A 16,555-nucleotide genomic window follows, 5' to 3' on the forward strand; every position below is an offset into this window, starting at 1 on the left:
TTATTTAACAATTGAAAAATAAATATAAAGTAATAATGAATTTTACAGGGTAATATAATGGAAATAAAAACTATCTCAACAGATGTATTAATTATTGGATCTGGTGGAGCAGGCTCAAGAGCTGCAATTGAAGTTGACAACAATGGATTGAATTCGATAATTGTCTCTAAAGGCCTTTCATTTAGATCAGGATGTACTGGAATGGCAGAAGGTGGATATAATGCAGTATTTAAAACTGTAGATAAGGATGACTCTATTGAAGCCCATATTAAAGATACACTTAAAGGCGGAAGTTTCCTTAATGACAAAAGGCTTGTAGACATTCTCATCAATGAATCACCAAAAAGATTAATAGATTTAGAGAATTATGGTGCTTTATTCGACCGTCAGGAATCAGGAGAAATAGACCAAAGACCATTTGGAGGACAGACATACAGAAGAACCTGCTATCAAGGAGATAGGACTGGTGCTGAATTATTAAATGCCCTTAAAGAAGAAATCATTAAAAGAGATATTGAATGCATCGAAGAAGTTATGATTACATCACTTGTAACCGATGAAAATCAGGTTATCGGTGCAACCGGTCTTGATTTAAAAGATTCCAGTTTAATTTATTTTAAAGCCAAAGCAGTAATATTAGCTAGCGGAGGGGCTGGACAACTATACCCTGTAACATCAAATACCTTCCAAAAAAATGGAGATGGTTTTGCAATAGCTTATAGAGCCGGAGCTAATTTAATAGATATGGAGCAAATCCAGTTCCACCCAACCGGTATGGTAACTCCAGAATCTAAAAAAGGAGTCCTTGTAACTGAAGCTGTAAGGGCTGAAGGAGGAAAGCTCATAAATAAAGACGGAGAAAGGTTCATGAGCAAATATGCACCTGAAAAAATGGAATTAGCTACCCGTGATGTTGTTGCCCGTTCTATTTATCAGGAGATTATTGAAGGCCGGGGAACTGAAAACAATGGAGTTTACCTTGATATTTCACACTTAGATGACGATTATATTGATGAAAAGCTGGAAACAATGGTTCTTCAATTTGAAAACGTGGGAGCAGATATTAAAAATGAACCGATTGAGGTTGCACCTACTGCACACCACTTTATGGGTGGTTTAAAAATCAATACTGATGCTTCCACTTCATTGAAAAATTTATTTGGTGCTGGTGAAGTCTGTGGAGGTGTTCATGGTGCAAACCGTTTAGGTGGAAATGCACTTGCCGACACACAGGTTTTCGGAAAAATAGCCGGTGAAAGTGCAAGCGAATGCTGTGGCAGAACAGAATTAAAATCAAATGAAAAACAAGTTGAAAAAGAAGCCTTAAGAATTGAAAGTTTAATTAAAAAAGGAACTATCAAACCAAATAAATTTAAAGAGAACATTAAAAAATTAATGTGGGAAAAAGTGGCTATTGTAAGAGATGAAAAATCCTTAAATGAAGCCTTAAAAATTCTTCAGGAAATGCAGGATGAATTAAATAACTTAGACGTTAATGATAAAAAACAATACAATGATGATTTAGTTGCTGCTCTTGAAGTAATTAATATGGTCGAAGTATGTATTTTAGTTGTAAAGTCAGCTATTTTACGTAGAGAAAGTAGAGGAGCTCACTTTAGATCAGACTATCCTGAAAGTAAGGACGAGTGGAAAAAGAGCATAATATTCAATAAAAATAAAATAGAATTTGAAGCTAGATAGCTTCTTTTAATTCTTTTATAGCTTGTCTAGCTTTTTTATAGATTTCCTCTTCATCCAAAATAGTTAATTTTTTATTCTCCATTAATATTTTACCATCACAAATAGTAGTATCTACATTTGAACCGTTTGCAGAATAAATTACATTAGAACTTAAAGAAGAACTATCCGGAACCATATTGGCCGAATTAGTATCGATTAAAATAATATCTGCTTTTTTACCTACTTCAATAGAGCCAATTTCAAAATCAAGACCCAAACTCTCTGCACCTTTAATTGTTCCCATAGCCAATGCTTCATCTGAATTTAGAACTTTAGGATCTAATGTGGATACTTTTTGAAGTAAAGAAGCTGTTTTTAACTCTTCTATTAAGTCCAAATTATTATTGGAAGAAGCACCATCAGTTCCAATAGAAACACAGATATCATTTTCAATTAATTTAGAAACAGGACAAATACCAGAAGCCAATTTCATGTTACTGCAGGGATTGTGTGAAATCTTTACATTGTTTTTCTTAATGATTTCAATTTCTTCATCACTTAGCCATACACTGTGAGCAGCAACAACATCAGGACCTAAAAATCCGATTTTATCCAAATATTCAAATGGCCTTAAACCTTTATCGGCTGAAACATCATCTATCTCTTTTTGAGTTTCAGAAACATGGATATGAATTCCCATATTATGCTTATCGGCCAATTCGCGTACTTTGATTAATAGCTCTTCAGAAGCGGTATAAGGGGAATGTGGTCCTAAAAACACTTTGATTCTACCATCAGCCATTCCATCACATGAATCAAATAAAGTTAAGTTTTCACTGATTTCGTTTTTTCTCTTTTCCTCATCGCCAAAATCAATCATACCATAGGATAAAACTGCCCTAATTCCGGCTTCATCAACTGCACGGGCAACATCCTCCATATAAAAATACATGTCAGAAAATGTGGTTGTTCCTGATTTAATAAGTTCAACGGCACCTAAAAGAGCACCAATATAACAGTAATCACCATTTAAATTAGCTTCCATTGGCCATATATGATCGTTTAGCCAGCTATCCAAACTTAAGTCATCAGCTAATCCCCTAAATAAAGTCATAGATAAATGAGTATGAGTATTGATAAATCCCGGAAGTAAAATCTTACCCTCTGCATCAATAATTTTATCTGCATTGTCTTGTTCAATTTCCTGTGAAATTTCAGCAATAAGATTATCTTTAATTAAAAGAGACTGTTTACCTTCAAAATTTGTATTTGGACTTAAAATTAATGCATTTTTAATAAGAATTGAATTTTCTTTCATAAATAACACCTAAAAATAAAAAAAAGAAAGATTAAAAACTATTTATAAGTTTTTAATAGCTAATTTAATATCCTCTGCTTTTACAGTTTTACGTTTAGCGATTTTAGCAACATTATTAGCTTCTTTAGCTACATCACGAGCAACTTCGTCTAAGTATTCAGCTAATGCAACTTTTGCATCTTCACTAACTCTTTCTGCACCAGATTCTTTAATGATTCTTGCAACAGGAGCTTTTGGAATTTCAGACATACTTTTCACCTCACTCTATTGTTTATAAAAACTTATGACAATACAAACAAAATCATAAGTTAAATTACAATTTAAGATAACTTAATATTTAAATATTTTGTATTTACTTGATTATTATTTAAAAATAAGAAGTCTTGCTTTAAATAAATAAGAAAATAATAATTAAAAATATTTATCCTTAAAAAAAACTTTTTTATAAAACAATTATAAAACATAATATAAGAAAAAAATTTGAGAAGATATGATGAAAATTAAAATTGCTATACCTTCCAAGGGAAGAATAAGTGAACCTTCCATAAACATGTTAGAAAAAGCAGGTTTGGGGTTAGTTGATAAAAATAACAGAAAGCTTATTTCTAAAACTTTTAACGAAAATATAGAAGTCATGTTTGCAAGAGCATCAGACATACCTGAATTTGTCAACGATGGCGTTGCAGATATAGGAATAACAGGTCTTGATTTAATAAAAGAAAATGAAGCGGAAGTTGTTAAACTACTTGATTTGAAATTTGGACAAACAAAACTGGTTCTTGCAGCTCCTGAAGAGTCAAACATAAACTCTGTTGATGATATCACAAACGGCATGAAAGTGGCAACTGAGTTTCCGGTGCTAACTAAAAAATACCTGGATGAAAAAGGCCTAAACTTAAAGATCGTTAAACTGAGCGGATCAACAGAAGCAGCACCATTTATAGGAATTGCTGATTTGATAACCGACCTGACAAGTACTGGAACAACTTTAAAAATGAACCATTTAAAAATCATAGACAATATTCTAAACAGTACTATCGAACTGATTGCAAACAAGGACAGTCTGAAAAATAAAAAAAATCTGATTGAAGCTGTCAGCACAAGCATAAAAGGAGTTCTTGATGCTGATAGGAAAAAATTAATCATGATGAATGTAAAAAATGATGACTTAGATAAAGTCAAGGAAGTAATGCCGTCAATGGGTGGTTTGACAATATCAGAAGTATTGTCTAATGAAAAAACTGTTGCTGTTCAAGCGGTTATTGATGAAAAAGAAGTGTTTGAACTTGTAAATGACTTAAGAAATGCAGGTGCTAAAGATATTCTTGTTGTACCTATTGAAAGAATTATATAAATCGAAATACACAAAACTTTTAGAGGAACAGTTGAAATAGCTATCAATGGAAAATATTTATAAAATATATTAAATCATATATTTATCCAAAATATTGTAAATTCATCATACATTACTCAAAGGATATGGGTTAAGCCTGATGCGGACTTAATCATGAAAAAATTGGAAAAATTTTCAAGTTTAAATATTTGGCTATATCAATAAAACTAGCGATTGCATAAACAATTTGATTGAAAAAGGGTTGATTAAAATTTTCAGATTAAAAAACATAATTTCAGTAAAAGATTTTGAGAGAGAGGATATTGAATATATTCTAAATGAAGCATCAAAATTAGAAAATATTGCAAAATCTAAAGAAACTTCTGAAGAACTTAAAGGAAAAATTCTAGGATTAATGTTTTTTGAACCTTCAACAAGAACTAGAATGTCTTTTGAAACTTCAATGAAACGTTTGAATGGAGAATGTATCGGATTTGAAAATAGTAAATCCAGTTCTGTGTCTAAAGGAGAAAGTATTGCCGATACTGCTAAAATGATTGAAGGCTACAGCGACGCATTGGTTATCAGACATGAACTTGAAGGAGTATCTAAATTCATTTCAGATATTGTGGAGGTACCTGTAATTAATGCAGGTGACGGTGCAGGACAACACCCTACTCAAACATTGCTTGATTTATACACAATTAAAAATGAAATAGGTTTTATTGATGATTTGAAAATTGCCTTAATTGGGGATTTGAAATTCGGCCGTACAGTCCATTCACTAGCTTACGCCTTGGGACTATTCAATAATGTTAAAATATACTTAGTATCACCACCTGAGCTTGAAATGCCTCAGGAAGTTCTTCATGATTTGGATAAAACCAACGTCAAATATGAAAAAGTAGATTCAATTGAAAAAATAATTGATGATATAAATGTTTTATATGTAACTAGAATACAAAAAGAACGTTTTGGTGACATTAATGATTACTTAAAAATAAAAGGTGCATATATCATTAATAGAAAAATGCTGGAAGGCAAAGATTTAATTGTTATGCATCCGCTACCAAGAATAGATGAGATAGATACTGATGTGGATAACACAAAATACAATAAATACTTTACACAAGCAGAAAATGCCGTTCCTGTGAGAATGGCTATTTTAAAGACATTGATAAAAAACAACCCTAAATAGAAAAGAGGGTTGTTTCAAGTAATGTTTCATCGCATTGAAGCTTAATAATGTTGGTTCTTCCTTTTCCACGTCCACGTGAAATAGTGTTTGTTGAAATAATTCCCAATAATTCAAGCTCATTAATAAAGTCAAATATTCTTCTATAGGTAACAGCATCTTTTTTATATAAATCGGTGTAAGCTTCGTAGAGTTTACCTGAAGTAATTTCCTCATTTTGTTTTGTTAAATTTAAAATAGATTCTAAAACCCTTTGTTGTTGAAGAGGTAAAGTGGATATAATTTCAATGACTTTATTGTGTTCTATTTCATCTTTTGCTTTTTTAACATGTTCACTTGTAACTTTCTTTGAATCCTCATCGAAAGCTAATTCGCCGGCATTCTTAAGTAAATCAAGAGCATATCTTGCATCACCTTCTTCTTTAGCCGCCATTGCTGAACATAAAGGAATAACATCACCATCTAAAACATCATCATTAAAAGATAATTTTGCTCTCTCATTTAAAATGTCAGATAACTGATCAGCACCATAAGGGGGAAATACGATTTCCTTATCTTTAAAACTACTAGTAACTCTGGATTTAATTAAATTTTTAAAATCAAGATAATTACTAATACACAATACTGAAACACCGTCAGTTCTTGTAAGAGTATATAAAATTCCATCTCCATCCTTATCAAGCAAAATATCAATTTCGTCCAAGATAACAATTAAATGCATCTTTTTACCAAATGCGTTAGTTTTAAAAATATCTCTAAATGTGTTTACAACTTCTCCTTTAGTCCAACCACGATTTGGAACATTACGACCAAGCTCATTACATAACTGGGCAATTACCTGATACTCGGTTGTATAATCAGTGCATCTGATATACTCGACTCTGACAAAAACATTTTTCTTATGGGCAATATCCATCAATTGCTCACGAGCGAATTTTGATGTTGCAGTTTTACCTGTTCCGGTTTTACCATATAATGTAACGTTAGATGGTGTTACACCATTTAAAACATCAATCCAATTTTTTGCTATTTGTCTAATCTGTTCTTCTCTGTGAACTAACTTATCAGGCAGCCATCTATGATCTAGAGGAACTTTATCCTTAAATATAGAATGACTCATTGAGTCGTTTTTTTCCAATTCTTCAAAAATATTTGTCATATATCCACCTTAAAATTTATAAAAAAAATAAAGTATAATTTCCAGTGTTATTAATTTAAAATATATTATAAATAAAGTTTTTTATTACAATTTTACAAAAATGTATGAAAATTGATAAAAATGTAAAAAAATAAATCGATTAAATTCTTTTAAATTATATGAATCAAAATAAAAATTACTATTATTCTATAATAATTATTCAAATATTATTAATTTGAAAAATATTGGCTTGAATCAAATTAAAATTTAAATATGAAATTATACCATTTCAAATATAAGATAACAATTTCAAGTGTAAATTTCTATCAAAAACAGTGAAAATACATTGGATATAAGCTCTAAAAAGAAAATTTTAAAAAAAATTATCACGGTTTTAAATTAAGAGAGAGACATGTGTTTCAAGTGTAAACATTTTATTCAAAAAACAAAATTGAAGACATGCATTTCAAGTGTAAAAATATTAAAAAATTAAAACAAAGATTAAAAAACAAAAATTAGTGAAAAAGAGCATAAAAAACAAAAAATTAAGAGGAAAATAAAATGAGATAAATTTCAAATGTTACAGTTGAAATACACCTCTTCATTCTTAATATACCTTCGGAAATGTTATACTTGAAATGCACCTCTCCCTCTCTAAATGAACATGTCATTTTCATTAGAATAATTAGGATGAGGAATAATGCTGCCAAATTTTTTGTCAATTAACCAGATACAATGCAATTTTGACTTGAATACTCTTTTTAATGTTCTGATAAACATATCTTTTGTTAAACCGTCTTCAAAAATTTGATCTGTAATAATGAACTGATGCAATATGTTATTATTAATTTGAAGCTCATAATCAACTAAAAAATTATTCAAACCGAAATTCACTTCAGAAATAAACTCACTGTTTACTTCAGGATCTGCTGAAATCATTAAATTTTTGTGTTCAGGTGAAACATTGGTTGCACAAATAACAACTATGCAATCTTTCTGTTTCGGTTTTATAATATCCATAATGTTTTCTTTCGGAAACTCTGCAATGATGTGAAAATCAGCATTTTCATCATAAGTCATTTCTTTAAGCAAATCTTCATCAAGTAACCATTTTTTAATAGTATCTTCACTAATCATATCAATCATCATTTAAAATTTATAATAAATTATTTATTTTTTTATTTATATATAATAATAAATATGATTGAATATAATGATTTGGTAAGTAATATATTTTTAATAAATCCCAATGATATTGTTTCATTAAATTTATTTTTATTTATTATATTATCATTTCTGTTTTCACTTGCAATTGATGTCTTTTATGGTGAACTTCCAGCTAAGATACACCCTGTTGTGGTAATGGGTTCAATAATAAATTTTTTCAAAAATAAGTTTATAAGCATAAAAAGCAGAATTTCAGGTATGATGCTTGTATTTTGTTCAAGTGTTATTTCAAGTGTATTATTATTTATTATTTATCTAATTAGTAAAAATAATATTATTATATTATTTATAATATTTTCATTAATATTATCATCAACATATTCCCTGAAAATGCTTCTGCAAACTGCAACTGATGTAAAAAATGATTTGAATAAAGATATAACAATTGCAAGAAAATCAGTTTCATTTTTGGTCAGCAGAAACACAACTGAATTAAGTGAAAGTTTTATTGTATCTGCTGTAATTGAAAGTTTAAGTGAAAATATAACTGATTCATATGTTGCACCTGTTTTTTATTATTTTGTTTTTGCAATATTCATTTTATTCAATCCAGTTCAATTTCAACTGTATTTTTTATTATTAATTCCAGTATTTTACAGATTGTACAATACTCATGATGCAATGGTTGGTTATAAAACAGATGAATTGGCATGCATAGGTTTTGTTCCGGCAAAAATAGATGATATTCTAAATTATATTCCCTCAAGAATTGCAGGATTATTCATTGTAATTTCAGCTTATTTAATTAAATTGGATGGAAAAAATAGTTTTTGTATAATGTTGAGAGACTCCAGAAAATGCCCATCTCCAAATTCAGGTTATACTATGGCATCTACAGCAGGAGCATTAAATATCCAATTAATAAAAAAAGATACATATGTTCTGGGAGACAACAATAGAGAAATTACAGCAGAGGATATTTCAAAAGCAGTTAATTTATCTGAAATGTCAATTACATTATTTACAATAACAATTATAGTATTATTTACATTGATTTATGTGATATTATGAAAATAGCAATTATTTCTGTTTCAAATGAAGGTCAAAAATTAGCTTTTAAAATAAAAGAAAAATTAGATAATGATTCAACAGTTATAAAAACAGATTTATATCATAAAAACGTTAAAAAATATTTTCCGATTCTGTTTAATGAATATGATGCGATAATTGCAATAATGGCATCTGGAATTTTAATTAGGTCAATCGCCCCGTTAGTCGAATCAAAAGTGTCTGATCCTGCTGTTTTAAACATTGATGATAAAGGTAATTTTGTTATTTCGGCTTTATCAGGGCATATTGGTGGTGCAAATAAGTTTGCCAAAAAAATAGCCGGTTTAATTAATGCAGCACCTGTTATTACCACATCTACTGATGTTAACAGTAAATTAGGAATAGATGTTTTAGCCAGAGATTTATATTTATCAATTAATAATACCAAAGAGATTTTATTTTTTAATAAGGCTATTCTTGATGAAAAGCAAATTACATTTACATTAAATCCAAATAAAAATTTTGATTATCTCTTTGAATATTTAAACAATAATACACTTGAAATGCATGTCTCTTTTTTTTATTCCCCTGAGGTGAATGAAGATGAAATATGTATTGCATTAGACAATCATGAAATTATTTTAAAAGAAAAAAAGCTTGTTGTTGGAATAGGTTGTCGACGTGGAAAAAAATGCAGTGAAATCTATGAAGGTTTAATCAGTTCAATTGGCGATTTAAACATTGATAAATCAAGAATAAACATGTTATCTTCTGCTGAAATAAAAAATGACGAACATGGTATTTTAGAACTTTCAGATAAATTAAATATACCTGTTAATTTTGTTGAAATGGACAAATTAAAGCTATTTAAATCAAAAGATATTGAAAAATCAGAATTTGTATATTCGAAATTTGGTATTTACGGTGTTTGTGAACCTTCTGCATTGATTACAGCCGGTTTTGACTCAAAGTTAATATATAAAAAAACATCATATGATGGCGTTACAATTTCGATTGCAGTTTCAAAATAATAATAAAAAAAGGAAAAATGAATCTAGATAGATTCTAATTTAGATAAAACTTCCCAAATTAATGTTCTTGCATGAACCGGAATGTTTGGATCGTTACTTATTTCATCTAATTTTCCTAAAACAGTACTTATCTTTACAGATTGATCTTGATCCTCATCTTTTAATAAAGTACAAGACTTCGCTGCAGCCTCTCTGATATTACGAGGTACAGTGTTATTATCAGCAATATATTCAAGTATTTCACAAACTTCATCAATTTGACCACTCATAATACTCCCTCCAATTAATTATTAAAAATAAGTTCAAATATAATTAATATCTGTTATTAATATGTTTAAATATTTTGTGGTATAATGTGATATTTCAGGCAGTAGAAAAAAATATATATTAATTAAAAATGAATTATATTCATGTCTGATGTAAGTAAAACAACTATAAATATTCCTGTTGATTTGAAAAAAGAATTAAAAATAATGGCGATTCATGAGGATACTTCATTGTCTGGTCTGATTCTTCAAATGATTGAAGAAGGAATGAATAAAAGAAATAATAGTAATGTTTTAGATGAAGATTAATTTTTATCTTCAACTAAATCCAGCATATATGTTACAAACTGTGTTTTAGCAGACTCTTCAACAAAGATAGCTAATGATTTTGCTTCATTTAAATCGTCATTGACACAAATAACACCATGATTTTTTAAAATAAGAATATCTTCACCAATCATTTTTTCGCTTGCATTTTCTGCAAGTTCAATACTGCCCGGCTTTTCATATTCAATATAATCTAAATAGGGATTTTTAATCTCACCAAAGCCTTCTAATCTTTTGAGCTTTTTAGATGAAAAGGCAAATCCTGTTGCGTATGGTGAATGAGTGTGGACAATAGCATTAACATCAGGTCTTTTTTTATAAATTTCCAAGTGCATATTCACTTCTGAGGAGGGTTTTCCTTTTGTCAATAAGTTTCCGTCCATATCCAACATGACAATATCTTCTTCTTTTAAATCAGCAAGTGATTTTAAGGTAGGTGTAATAGCTACAACATCACCAATACTGCTTTTGATTCTTTTACTGATGTTTCCGGCTTTTCCAGAAACCAATCCTTTATTATAAACTTCCTTTGAAACTCTAATAATTTCATTAACATGTTTTTTCATTAAAATACCTCATTCAATAAATTTTAAATGCTTGTATTTTCCTTTATGAAGCACTGGAACTTGTGCAGGTGTTGGTTCAATATTGTAAATTTTTTGAAACTCTGTTTGAGTCTGAAAAGTACCTGAATTAATTAAATGTATTCCTTTGAATTTTTTATATGTATTAATGTGAACATGACCTGTATGGAATACATCTGGCAATTCATCAATTACTAAATAATCTTCAAGCTCTGATGCAAGGGGAGTTCTTTCTCCGTAAATCGGTGCTAAATGTCTTTTATTAAGTAATTCTTCCATCAACAAATCATTTCTCTCATGACTAAATTCTTTAACTGCCATTACAAGATCATCAAAACTACGTCCGTGGTATATTAAGACGTTGATTCCATCAAGTGACACGACACCCGGATTTGAAATGAACTCTACATTATCAAGTTCATACAATGCATTTGCATATTCTTCAGGTACAGCAGGTTGCGGTTCTGCTACTCTTGATGCGTCGTGGTTTCCAGGAGCAATAATGATTTTAATATCTCTTCTAATATTTCCTAAAAATCTAGCAGCTTCATTGTACTGTTGGGTAATATCCTTAATGGCCAGTTCCTTTTCCTGATTAGGATATACACCAATACCGTCCACAATATCTCCACCAATAACGAGATATTTAACGTCCTCCGCAATTTTCCTCTGCTCTTCTGAACCATATTCACAGTTAATCCAGTCAATAAATTTTTGAAACGCACCTTCTAGGAAAGTTAAGCTTCCAATGTGAATATCGGATAAGAATACAATTCCAAAATCCATTTCTTTTTCAGGAACAGTTAAAACACCCGGATTAATAATTTGCTGAGCAAATGCAAATTTCGGATCGTCACTTTTGTTTGCTATAACACCGATAACTTCATCTTTAACAAGTTTTTCAGACTCGGCAAACAGTTCTTCATTTTTATTGGAGAATAAAATTGAAATTGTTCCGGTATCATCTTCAAATTCGATAATTTTATGACCGTTTTTACTTGTTCTGATTTCACGAATCATTAAAATTAAACTTAAAGATTCCTGTGAATCATCAATATCAGCTATTTTAGTGTAATTTCTAAGTTCAGGTCTTTTTGATAAAATATTTGCCAGTTTATCATATCTGCTTTTGAAATATGTTACCAGGTTTTCAATCTCACCGCTTGTATATGATTTTTTAGATGTGTCCTGTATAATTTTAAAATCATATTTAACATTGGTTTTTTGTTCATTTCTTTTGAATTTGATTTTTGTATCTTCAACAGTTTCTGAAGCTTCCAGTATTTCTTTGTTGATGTGTTTTTCAACTTCATCGCTTTCTTTTTTTAATTTATCAATTGACTCTATCTTTTTAGGTGGTGTTTTAGATTTTTTTTTAACTACCGGTTCTTCCCTGCTTTTAGAAGTTATGTCATCCGTTAATATTTTCTGACTGTTATCCTCTTCGCTTTTAATTCCTGTAATTTTATCAACTGTTTCACCACTAACAGAAATTAAATCTTTTGATGAGAATTTATCACCTTTTAATTTAACTATTAGAGATGATGCGAAATTTAAAGGATTCTCAGCATTTATGACTCTATTATAAGCTTCTGGTGATAGGTTGATTCCTTTTTTTGCAAATTTTAATAAAATTTTATTAGTTGACATATTAATTAAAATTTTTATTTTCTATGTTAATAAACTTTGAGAATTTTATTTTTAAATTTTTATTTTTTATTGAAAAATTTTATTTAACACAATTTTCAAGTATTCAAATACAGTATTCAACGAATTTTAATGGCTTTATCAGGCATTATGTCTTTGATTATTTCTTTAATAAATATTGAAAAAATAGAATTTCTGCCATGCCTTAAAAATTAAAAATATCATACTTAAAACCTTAAGTTTCTGGAAATGTTATTTATTAGTTATCTTTATTATATATTAAAAATAAAAACTATTTCATTATAAGTTAAAATAATGATTGTGATAAAATGGCGAATAAATTTGTTAGAATTATTTTAATAATTGTTTTATTTATTATATTTTTTGAAGTAGGGCTATTTAGTTCATATACTATTGTTACTGCTGAAGCTCCTAACATTCAGGGATTAATTGATATGCAAATAGATAAAATATCTTCCATTGTCAATCCTCAGACTGTTAACGACGCTTTAATCAAAGATCCAACTCCAGTTAATATCAGTAATAAAAAAGACGTTGCCATGCAGATGGAGAGTTTATCGAAGGTTGACGGAGTTAATGTTGATTCAATGAACGTATCTACACGTGATGATACTGATAATAAGAATTTAACAGTGACAATAGAGGCTTTAGGTTATGCTTCTCCTAATTCAACTTCAGGACAAATTGTTATTAGTCAAGATCCATCCTATAAAATCATTGCAACAGCGGTTGCTTCATTTAAAAATAACGGATTGAAAGTAGATACTAATACAATGGTCATAACTTCTGTTTTAAAATTATACTAGTGATTAAAATGATTAATGTAATAGGAATTGGTCAGAATAGAGAAAACATGACTTTAGGTGCTTTAAAAGCCATTGAAGAATCTGATGTTATTATTGGTTATAAGAAATATATTAACCAGATTCATGATTTAATTCAGGATAAGGAAATTATTCAAAAAGGTATGGGCGATGAAATATTCAGAGCCGAACTTGCTATTAAAAAAAGTTTGGAAGGCTTAAATGTTTCATTAATTAGTTCCGGAGATCCGGGTGTCTTTGGAATGGCAAACGTGCTATATCAAATTGTTAGTAAATATGACGATGTTGAAATTAAGGTTTTTCCAGGTGTTTCTGCACTAAATTATGCCTCTAGCATTTTAGGAGCTCCTTTAAATGATTTCGCAGCAATTAGTTTAAGTAATATTTTAACTCCATTGTCCGAAATCGAAAAAAAATTGAAATATGCACTTGAAGCTAATCTGATTGTTGCAATTTATAATCCTATTAGTAAAACTCGTAAAGAGCCTTTTAAAATCTTTAAACAATGTGTTTTGGATATTAAAGGAGATGATACATTAGTTGGCATTGTTGACAGTACTTTTGAACCTCCTAAATCAACAATTACTGAAATTAAAGATTTAACTGAAGACATGGTTAATATGTCCTGCACATTAATCGTTGGAAATGATTTAACTTATGTTCTAGATAATAAACTTATAACACCTAGAGGATATGTAATCAGGTCTAAAATCCATGAATTATCACGAAATCATTATGAAAAATTCTTAAATGGCGAAATTGCACATGGTCCTAACAGGGAATGCGAATTCTACCCATGCCATTATGAGGGTCAATATTGTGACTTCTGCTATTGTCCGTTTTATCCATGTGGAGACTCTTCAACTTGCGGAACATGGATTAAAGGTAAAAATGTTTGGAATTGTAAAGATTGCACATGGCTACATGAAAAGGAAAGCGTTGAATGTTTACGCCAACCTTTAGAAAATATTTTAGAAGAAGTTGAAGATTTAAAAACAAAGAAAAAATCATTATTAAAACTTAGAAGGGCTTGTTTATTGAAAAATAATCCAAACAATCTTTAGGGGTATTTAATTGTCAATTAAAAATCTTTTAATAGAAATGAAAAATATGTCGGAACTAATGGTTGATTTAGCTTATTCGGCTGTTTTGTTTAATAGTAAAGCCGCGGCAGAAGAAGTAATTACATTAGAAAACGAAGTTAATGCAATGAATTATGAAATTAAAAAGCAATCATTGGTTGCAGCACGGTCATATGAGGATGCTGAGAAATTAACAGCTTTACTTGAAATTGCAGAAGCAGCTGAGTCCATGGCAAATGCTGCAAAAGATATAGCTGACTTAGTAATAACTGGTTTTAAACCACATCCAGTTTTTAAAAAAGTAATGGAAGAATCTGATAAAAGTATTGTTAGAGTAACAGTTGATGAATCATCTGAATTAGCCAATAATACTTTAGGGGATTTGCTATTAGTTAATCGTACTGGTATGAGAGTAATAGCTATTAGACGAGGTGTTTCCTGGATTTACGGCCCGGATAAGAATACCATGATTTTAGCTAATGATATACTGATTTTAAAAGGTACTGATGAAGGCGGAGAACTGTTAGAAAAACTTGCTAGCGGAGCTTGTTCTTTAGAGGATATTCCAGAAGAATTAGAAGATGAAGAATAGAGAGTGATTAATATGGTAGGTAGTGATATTTGTGAAAGGTCAACAGAAGAAGAAACGCAGTTCACTATCTATTCAGGCATTATCTAAGTTCTTTAGGGAACATGATCATGTCATAAAAGAAGGATTAATTGCTCTTTTAATTTGTGCAACTGGAGATTTAATAGCAGGTATTATCTTAGGCAGGATGACTTTTTTCCTTGAAACATTTCCTGGTTTATTGGTTGTTATTCCTGGCGCTATTGGGATGAGAGGAAATATTTTCGGATCATTTGCTTCAAGATTATCTACCAACTTACATATCGGTTTAATATCTCCAAGATTTGAATTTTCAGATGATTTAAACAGTAATATCTTTTCATCATTTGTTTTAACCCTTGTTTTATCAATATTTTTAGGTATAGTAGCAAAGATATTTTGTCTTTTATTGCGTTATCCGTCAATGGACTTGATTGACTTTATATTGATTTGTACAATTGCAGGATTAATCTCTAATATTATCATGCTTCCAATTACCATGTTTATTTCATTTAAAAGCTTTGAACATGGATGGGATCCGGACAATATTACCAGCCCTATTATTGCAGCATTTGGAGATTTATTTACCTTGCCTGCTATTATCCTATCAATTTTTGTTCTAAAAGCTTTAGATGTTAATTTTATCATTAAGGATATGGTTCTTGGCATAATTTTACTTTCTGTATTAATAGGTTTTATTTACTGTTATAGATTTTCTGATGAAAGCAGGACAATTTTAAAACAGTCAACACCAATTTTGCTGTTATGTTCCTTTTTAGGAGGTTCTGCAGGTGGAATTTTAAACAGTTCTGTTGAAACATTGCTTTCCAATCCTAGCTTACTTACTTTATTGCCGTTATTCTCAGGTGAAAGCGGAAGTTTAATTAGTATTTTAGGTGCGAGACTCTCTTCAGCCCTTCACTCTGGTTTAGTTGAACCATTTTCCAAACCTGAAGGGGAAGCACTTCATAACTTCGGAATTTGTTATATATTCGCTCTTGTTGTATTCCCATTAATTGGAATACTTGCTGAGGCATCATCAATTTCATTTGGAACAGTTGGTGTTGGATTTGATAAGATTGTTGAAATCAGTGGATTGGCGGGCTTTATTTTAGTTTCAATCATGGTATTTGTTGTTTATTATATTTCAATAATTTCATATAAAAATAATTTAGACCCTGATAATATTGTAATTCCGATTTCAACAAGCATAACAGATTCAATTTCAAGTCTGATTTTAATTTCCGTGTCTTTATTATTGTTGCATGTTCTTATCTAAAACAGA

17 protein-coding genes are annotated in these 16,555 nt (G+C 29.8%); 10 read left to right on the plus strand and 7 right to left on the minus strand.

Features of this window, described 5'->3' with window-relative positions; genetic code table 11:
- Positions 1–57 precede the first annotated feature (57 nt).
- On the plus strand, positions 58–1,701 hold the full coding sequence (tfrA, locus tag Q4Q16_RS02800) for a fumarate reductase (CoM/CoB) subunit TfrA (protein WP_303346100.1): 1,644 nt from the start codon (positions 58–60) through the stop codon (positions 1,699–1,701).
- Here the strand turns inward: tfrA and Q4Q16_RS02805 are convergent.
- Together Q4Q16_RS02805 and Q4Q16_RS02810 are read right to left on the minus strand one after the other, a co-directional pair.
- Positions 1,694–2,998 (minus strand): amidohydrolase family protein, encoded by a 1,305-nt coding sequence (locus Q4Q16_RS02805; RefSeq protein WP_303346102.1) that lies wholly within the window; start codon positions 2,996–2,998, stop codon positions 1,694–1,696. The two genes, tfrA and Q4Q16_RS02805, sit on opposite strands and share 8 nt — an antisense overlap.
- 42 nt (positions 2,999–3,040) lie before the next feature.
- Positions 3,041–3,247, minus strand: a complete 207-nt coding sequence (locus Q4Q16_RS02810; RefSeq protein ID WP_303346104.1) for a histone family protein — start codon at positions 3,245–3,247, stop codon at positions 3,041–3,043.
- A 244-nt stretch (positions 3,248–3,491) separates the two neighbouring features.
- Here Q4Q16_RS02810 and hisG point away from each other — a divergent pair, with 244 nt between their 5' ends.
- Together hisG and pyrB are read left to right on the plus strand one after the other, a co-directional pair.
- Positions 3,492–4,352, plus strand: coding sequence for an ATP phosphoribosyltransferase (gene hisG / locus Q4Q16_RS02815; RefSeq protein WP_303346106.1), 861 nt, complete (start codon positions 3,492–3,494; stop codon positions 4,350–4,352).
- 241 nt (positions 4,353–4,593) lie between these two features.
- Positions 4,594–5,529, plus strand: a complete 936-nt coding sequence (gene pyrB / locus Q4Q16_RS02820) for an aspartate carbamoyltransferase (protein ID WP_303346194.1) — start codon at positions 4,594–4,596, stop codon at positions 5,527–5,529.
- Here pyrB and Q4Q16_RS02825 read toward each other — a convergent pair.
- Positions 5,522–6,685 carry a Cdc6/Cdc18 family protein gene (locus Q4Q16_RS02825; protein WP_303346108.1) on the minus strand — a complete coding sequence of 388 codons (1,164 nt, stop codon included), beginning with the start codon at positions 6,683–6,685 and terminating at the stop codon, positions 5,522–5,524. The two genes, pyrB and Q4Q16_RS02825, sit on opposite strands and share 8 nt — an antisense overlap.
- Positions 6,686–7,318: 633 nt before the next feature.
- Complete coding sequence (locus Q4Q16_RS02830; RefSeq protein WP_303346110.1) at positions 7,319–7,801, minus strand: DUF2299 domain-containing protein; 483 nt, start codon at positions 7,799–7,801, stop codon at positions 7,319–7,321.
- Positions 7,802–7,864: 63 nt separating this feature from the next.
- Between Q4Q16_RS02830 and Q4Q16_RS02835 the strand changes: the two genes are divergently transcribed.
- Together Q4Q16_RS02835 and Q4Q16_RS02840 are read left to right on the plus strand one after the other, a co-directional pair.
- A complete protein-coding gene (locus Q4Q16_RS02835; protein WP_303346112.1) occupies positions 7,865–8,902 on the plus strand; it encodes a cobalamin biosynthesis protein in 1,038 nt (345 codons plus the stop codon).
- Positions 8,899–9,912 carry a cobalt-precorrin 5A hydrolase gene (locus Q4Q16_RS02840; RefSeq protein ID WP_303346113.1) on the plus strand — a complete coding sequence of 338 codons (1,014 nt, stop codon included), beginning with the start codon at positions 8,899–8,901 and terminating at the stop codon, positions 9,910–9,912. Before Q4Q16_RS02835 ends, Q4Q16_RS02840 begins: the two co-directional genes overlap by 4 nt.
- Positions 9,913–9,935: 23 nt before the next feature.
- On the opposite strand, the gene Q4Q16_RS02845 is transcribed toward Q4Q16_RS02840, so the two are convergent.
- Positions 9,936–10,181, minus strand: a complete 246-nt coding sequence (locus Q4Q16_RS02845; RefSeq protein ID WP_303346114.1) for a UPF0147 family protein — start codon at positions 10,179–10,181, stop codon at positions 9,936–9,938.
- A 141-nt stretch (positions 10,182–10,322) separates the two neighbouring features.
- Here Q4Q16_RS02845 and Q4Q16_RS02850 point away from each other — a divergent pair, with 141 nt between their 5' ends.
- Positions 10,323–10,487 carry a Met repressor gene (locus Q4Q16_RS02850; protein WP_303346115.1) on the plus strand — a complete coding sequence of 55 codons (165 nt, stop codon included), beginning with the start codon at positions 10,323–10,325 and terminating at the stop codon, positions 10,485–10,487.
- Here the strand turns inward: Q4Q16_RS02850 and Q4Q16_RS02855 are convergent.
- Complete coding sequence (locus tag Q4Q16_RS02855; RefSeq protein WP_303346116.1) at positions 10,484–11,071, minus strand: class II aldolase/adducin family protein; 588 nt, start codon at positions 11,069–11,071, stop codon at positions 10,484–10,486. The genes Q4Q16_RS02850 and Q4Q16_RS02855 overlap by 4 nt on opposite strands.
- A 9-nt stretch (positions 11,072–11,080) precedes the next feature.
- On the minus strand, positions 11,081–12,739 hold the full coding sequence (locus Q4Q16_RS02860; RefSeq protein WP_303346117.1) for a DNA-directed DNA polymerase II small subunit: 1,659 nt from the start codon (positions 12,737–12,739) through the stop codon (positions 11,081–11,083).
- Positions 12,740–13,065: 326 nt separating this feature from the next.
- On the opposite strand from Q4Q16_RS02860, the gene Q4Q16_RS02865 reads away from it, so the two are divergent.
- From Q4Q16_RS02865 to Q4Q16_RS02880, 4 genes are read left to right on the plus strand one after another with little or no spacing between them, the layout of a single operon-like run.
- Positions 13,066–13,563, plus strand: coding sequence for a hypothetical protein (locus Q4Q16_RS02865; RefSeq protein WP_303346118.1), 498 nt, complete (start codon positions 13,066–13,068; stop codon positions 13,561–13,563).
- A gap of 8 nt (positions 13,564–13,571) precedes the next feature.
- Entirely contained in the window at positions 13,572–14,645 is a 1,074-nt protein-coding gene (gene cobJ / locus Q4Q16_RS02870; protein ID WP_303346120.1) for a precorrin-3B C(17)-methyltransferase, read from the plus strand.
- 10 nt (positions 14,646–14,655) lie between these two features.
- Positions 14,656–15,255: a potassium channel family protein gene (locus Q4Q16_RS02875; RefSeq protein WP_368660207.1), complete on the plus strand. Its 600-nt coding sequence runs from the start codon at positions 14,656–14,658 to the stop codon at positions 15,253–15,255.
- 31 nt (positions 15,256–15,286) lie between these two features.
- Complete coding sequence (locus Q4Q16_RS02880) at positions 15,287–16,549, plus strand: magnesium transporter (protein ID WP_303346122.1); 1,263 nt, start codon at positions 15,287–15,289, stop codon at positions 16,547–16,549.
- Positions 16,550–16,555 lie beyond the last annotated feature (6 nt).

Source organism: Methanobrevibacter sp., from assembly GCF_030539875.1.
GTDB lineage: Archaea > Methanobacteriota > Methanobacteria > Methanobacteriales > Methanobacteriaceae > Methanocatella.

Coding starts and splice junctions, on each gene's coding strand:
- tfrA (WP_303346100.1), top strand. CDS start 58: ATGGAAATAAAAACTATCTCAACAGATGTATTAATTATTGGATCTGGT.
- Q4Q16_RS02805 (WP_303346102.1), bottom strand. CDS start 2,998: ATGAAAGAAAATTCAATTCTTATTAAAAATGCATTAATTTTAAGTCCA.
- Q4Q16_RS02810 (WP_303346104.1), bottom strand. CDS start 3,247: ATGTCTGAAATTCCAAAAGCTCCTGTTGCAAGAATCATTAAAGAATCT.
- hisG (WP_303346106.1), top strand. CDS start 3,492: ATGAAAATTAAAATTGCTATACCTTCCAAGGGAAGAATAAGTGAACCT.
- Q4Q16_RS02825 (WP_303346108.1), bottom strand. CDS start 6,685: ATGACAAATATTTTTGAAGAATTGGAAAAAAACGACTCAATGAGTCAT.
- Q4Q16_RS02830 (WP_303346110.1), bottom strand. CDS start 7,801: ATGATTAGTGAAGATACTATTAAAAAATGGTTACTTGATGAAGATTTG.
- Q4Q16_RS02835 (WP_303346112.1), top strand. CDS start 7,865: ATGATTGAATATAATGATTTGGTAAGTAATATATTTTTAATAAATCCC.
- Q4Q16_RS02840 (WP_303346113.1), top strand. CDS start 8,899: ATGAAAATAGCAATTATTTCTGTTTCAAATGAAGGTCAAAAATTAGCT.
- Q4Q16_RS02845 (WP_303346114.1), bottom strand. CDS start 10,181: ATGAGTGGTCAAATTGATGAAGTTTGTGAAATACTTGAATATATTGCT.
- Q4Q16_RS02850 (WP_303346115.1), top strand. CDS start 10,323: ATGTCTGATGTAAGTAAAACAACTATAAATATTCCTGTTGATTTGAAA.
- Q4Q16_RS02855 (WP_303346116.1), bottom strand. CDS start 11,071: ATGAAAAAACATGTTAATGAAATTATTAGAGTTTCAAAGGAAGTTTAT.
- Q4Q16_RS02860 (WP_303346117.1), bottom strand. CDS start 12,739: ATGTCAACTAATAAAATTTTATTAAAATTTGCAAAAAAAGGAATCAAC.
- Q4Q16_RS02865 (WP_303346118.1), top strand. CDS start 13,066: ATGGCGAATAAATTTGTTAGAATTATTTTAATAATTGTTTTATTTATT.
- cobJ (WP_303346120.1), top strand. CDS start 13,572: ATGATTAATGTAATAGGAATTGGTCAGAATAGAGAAAACATGACTTTA.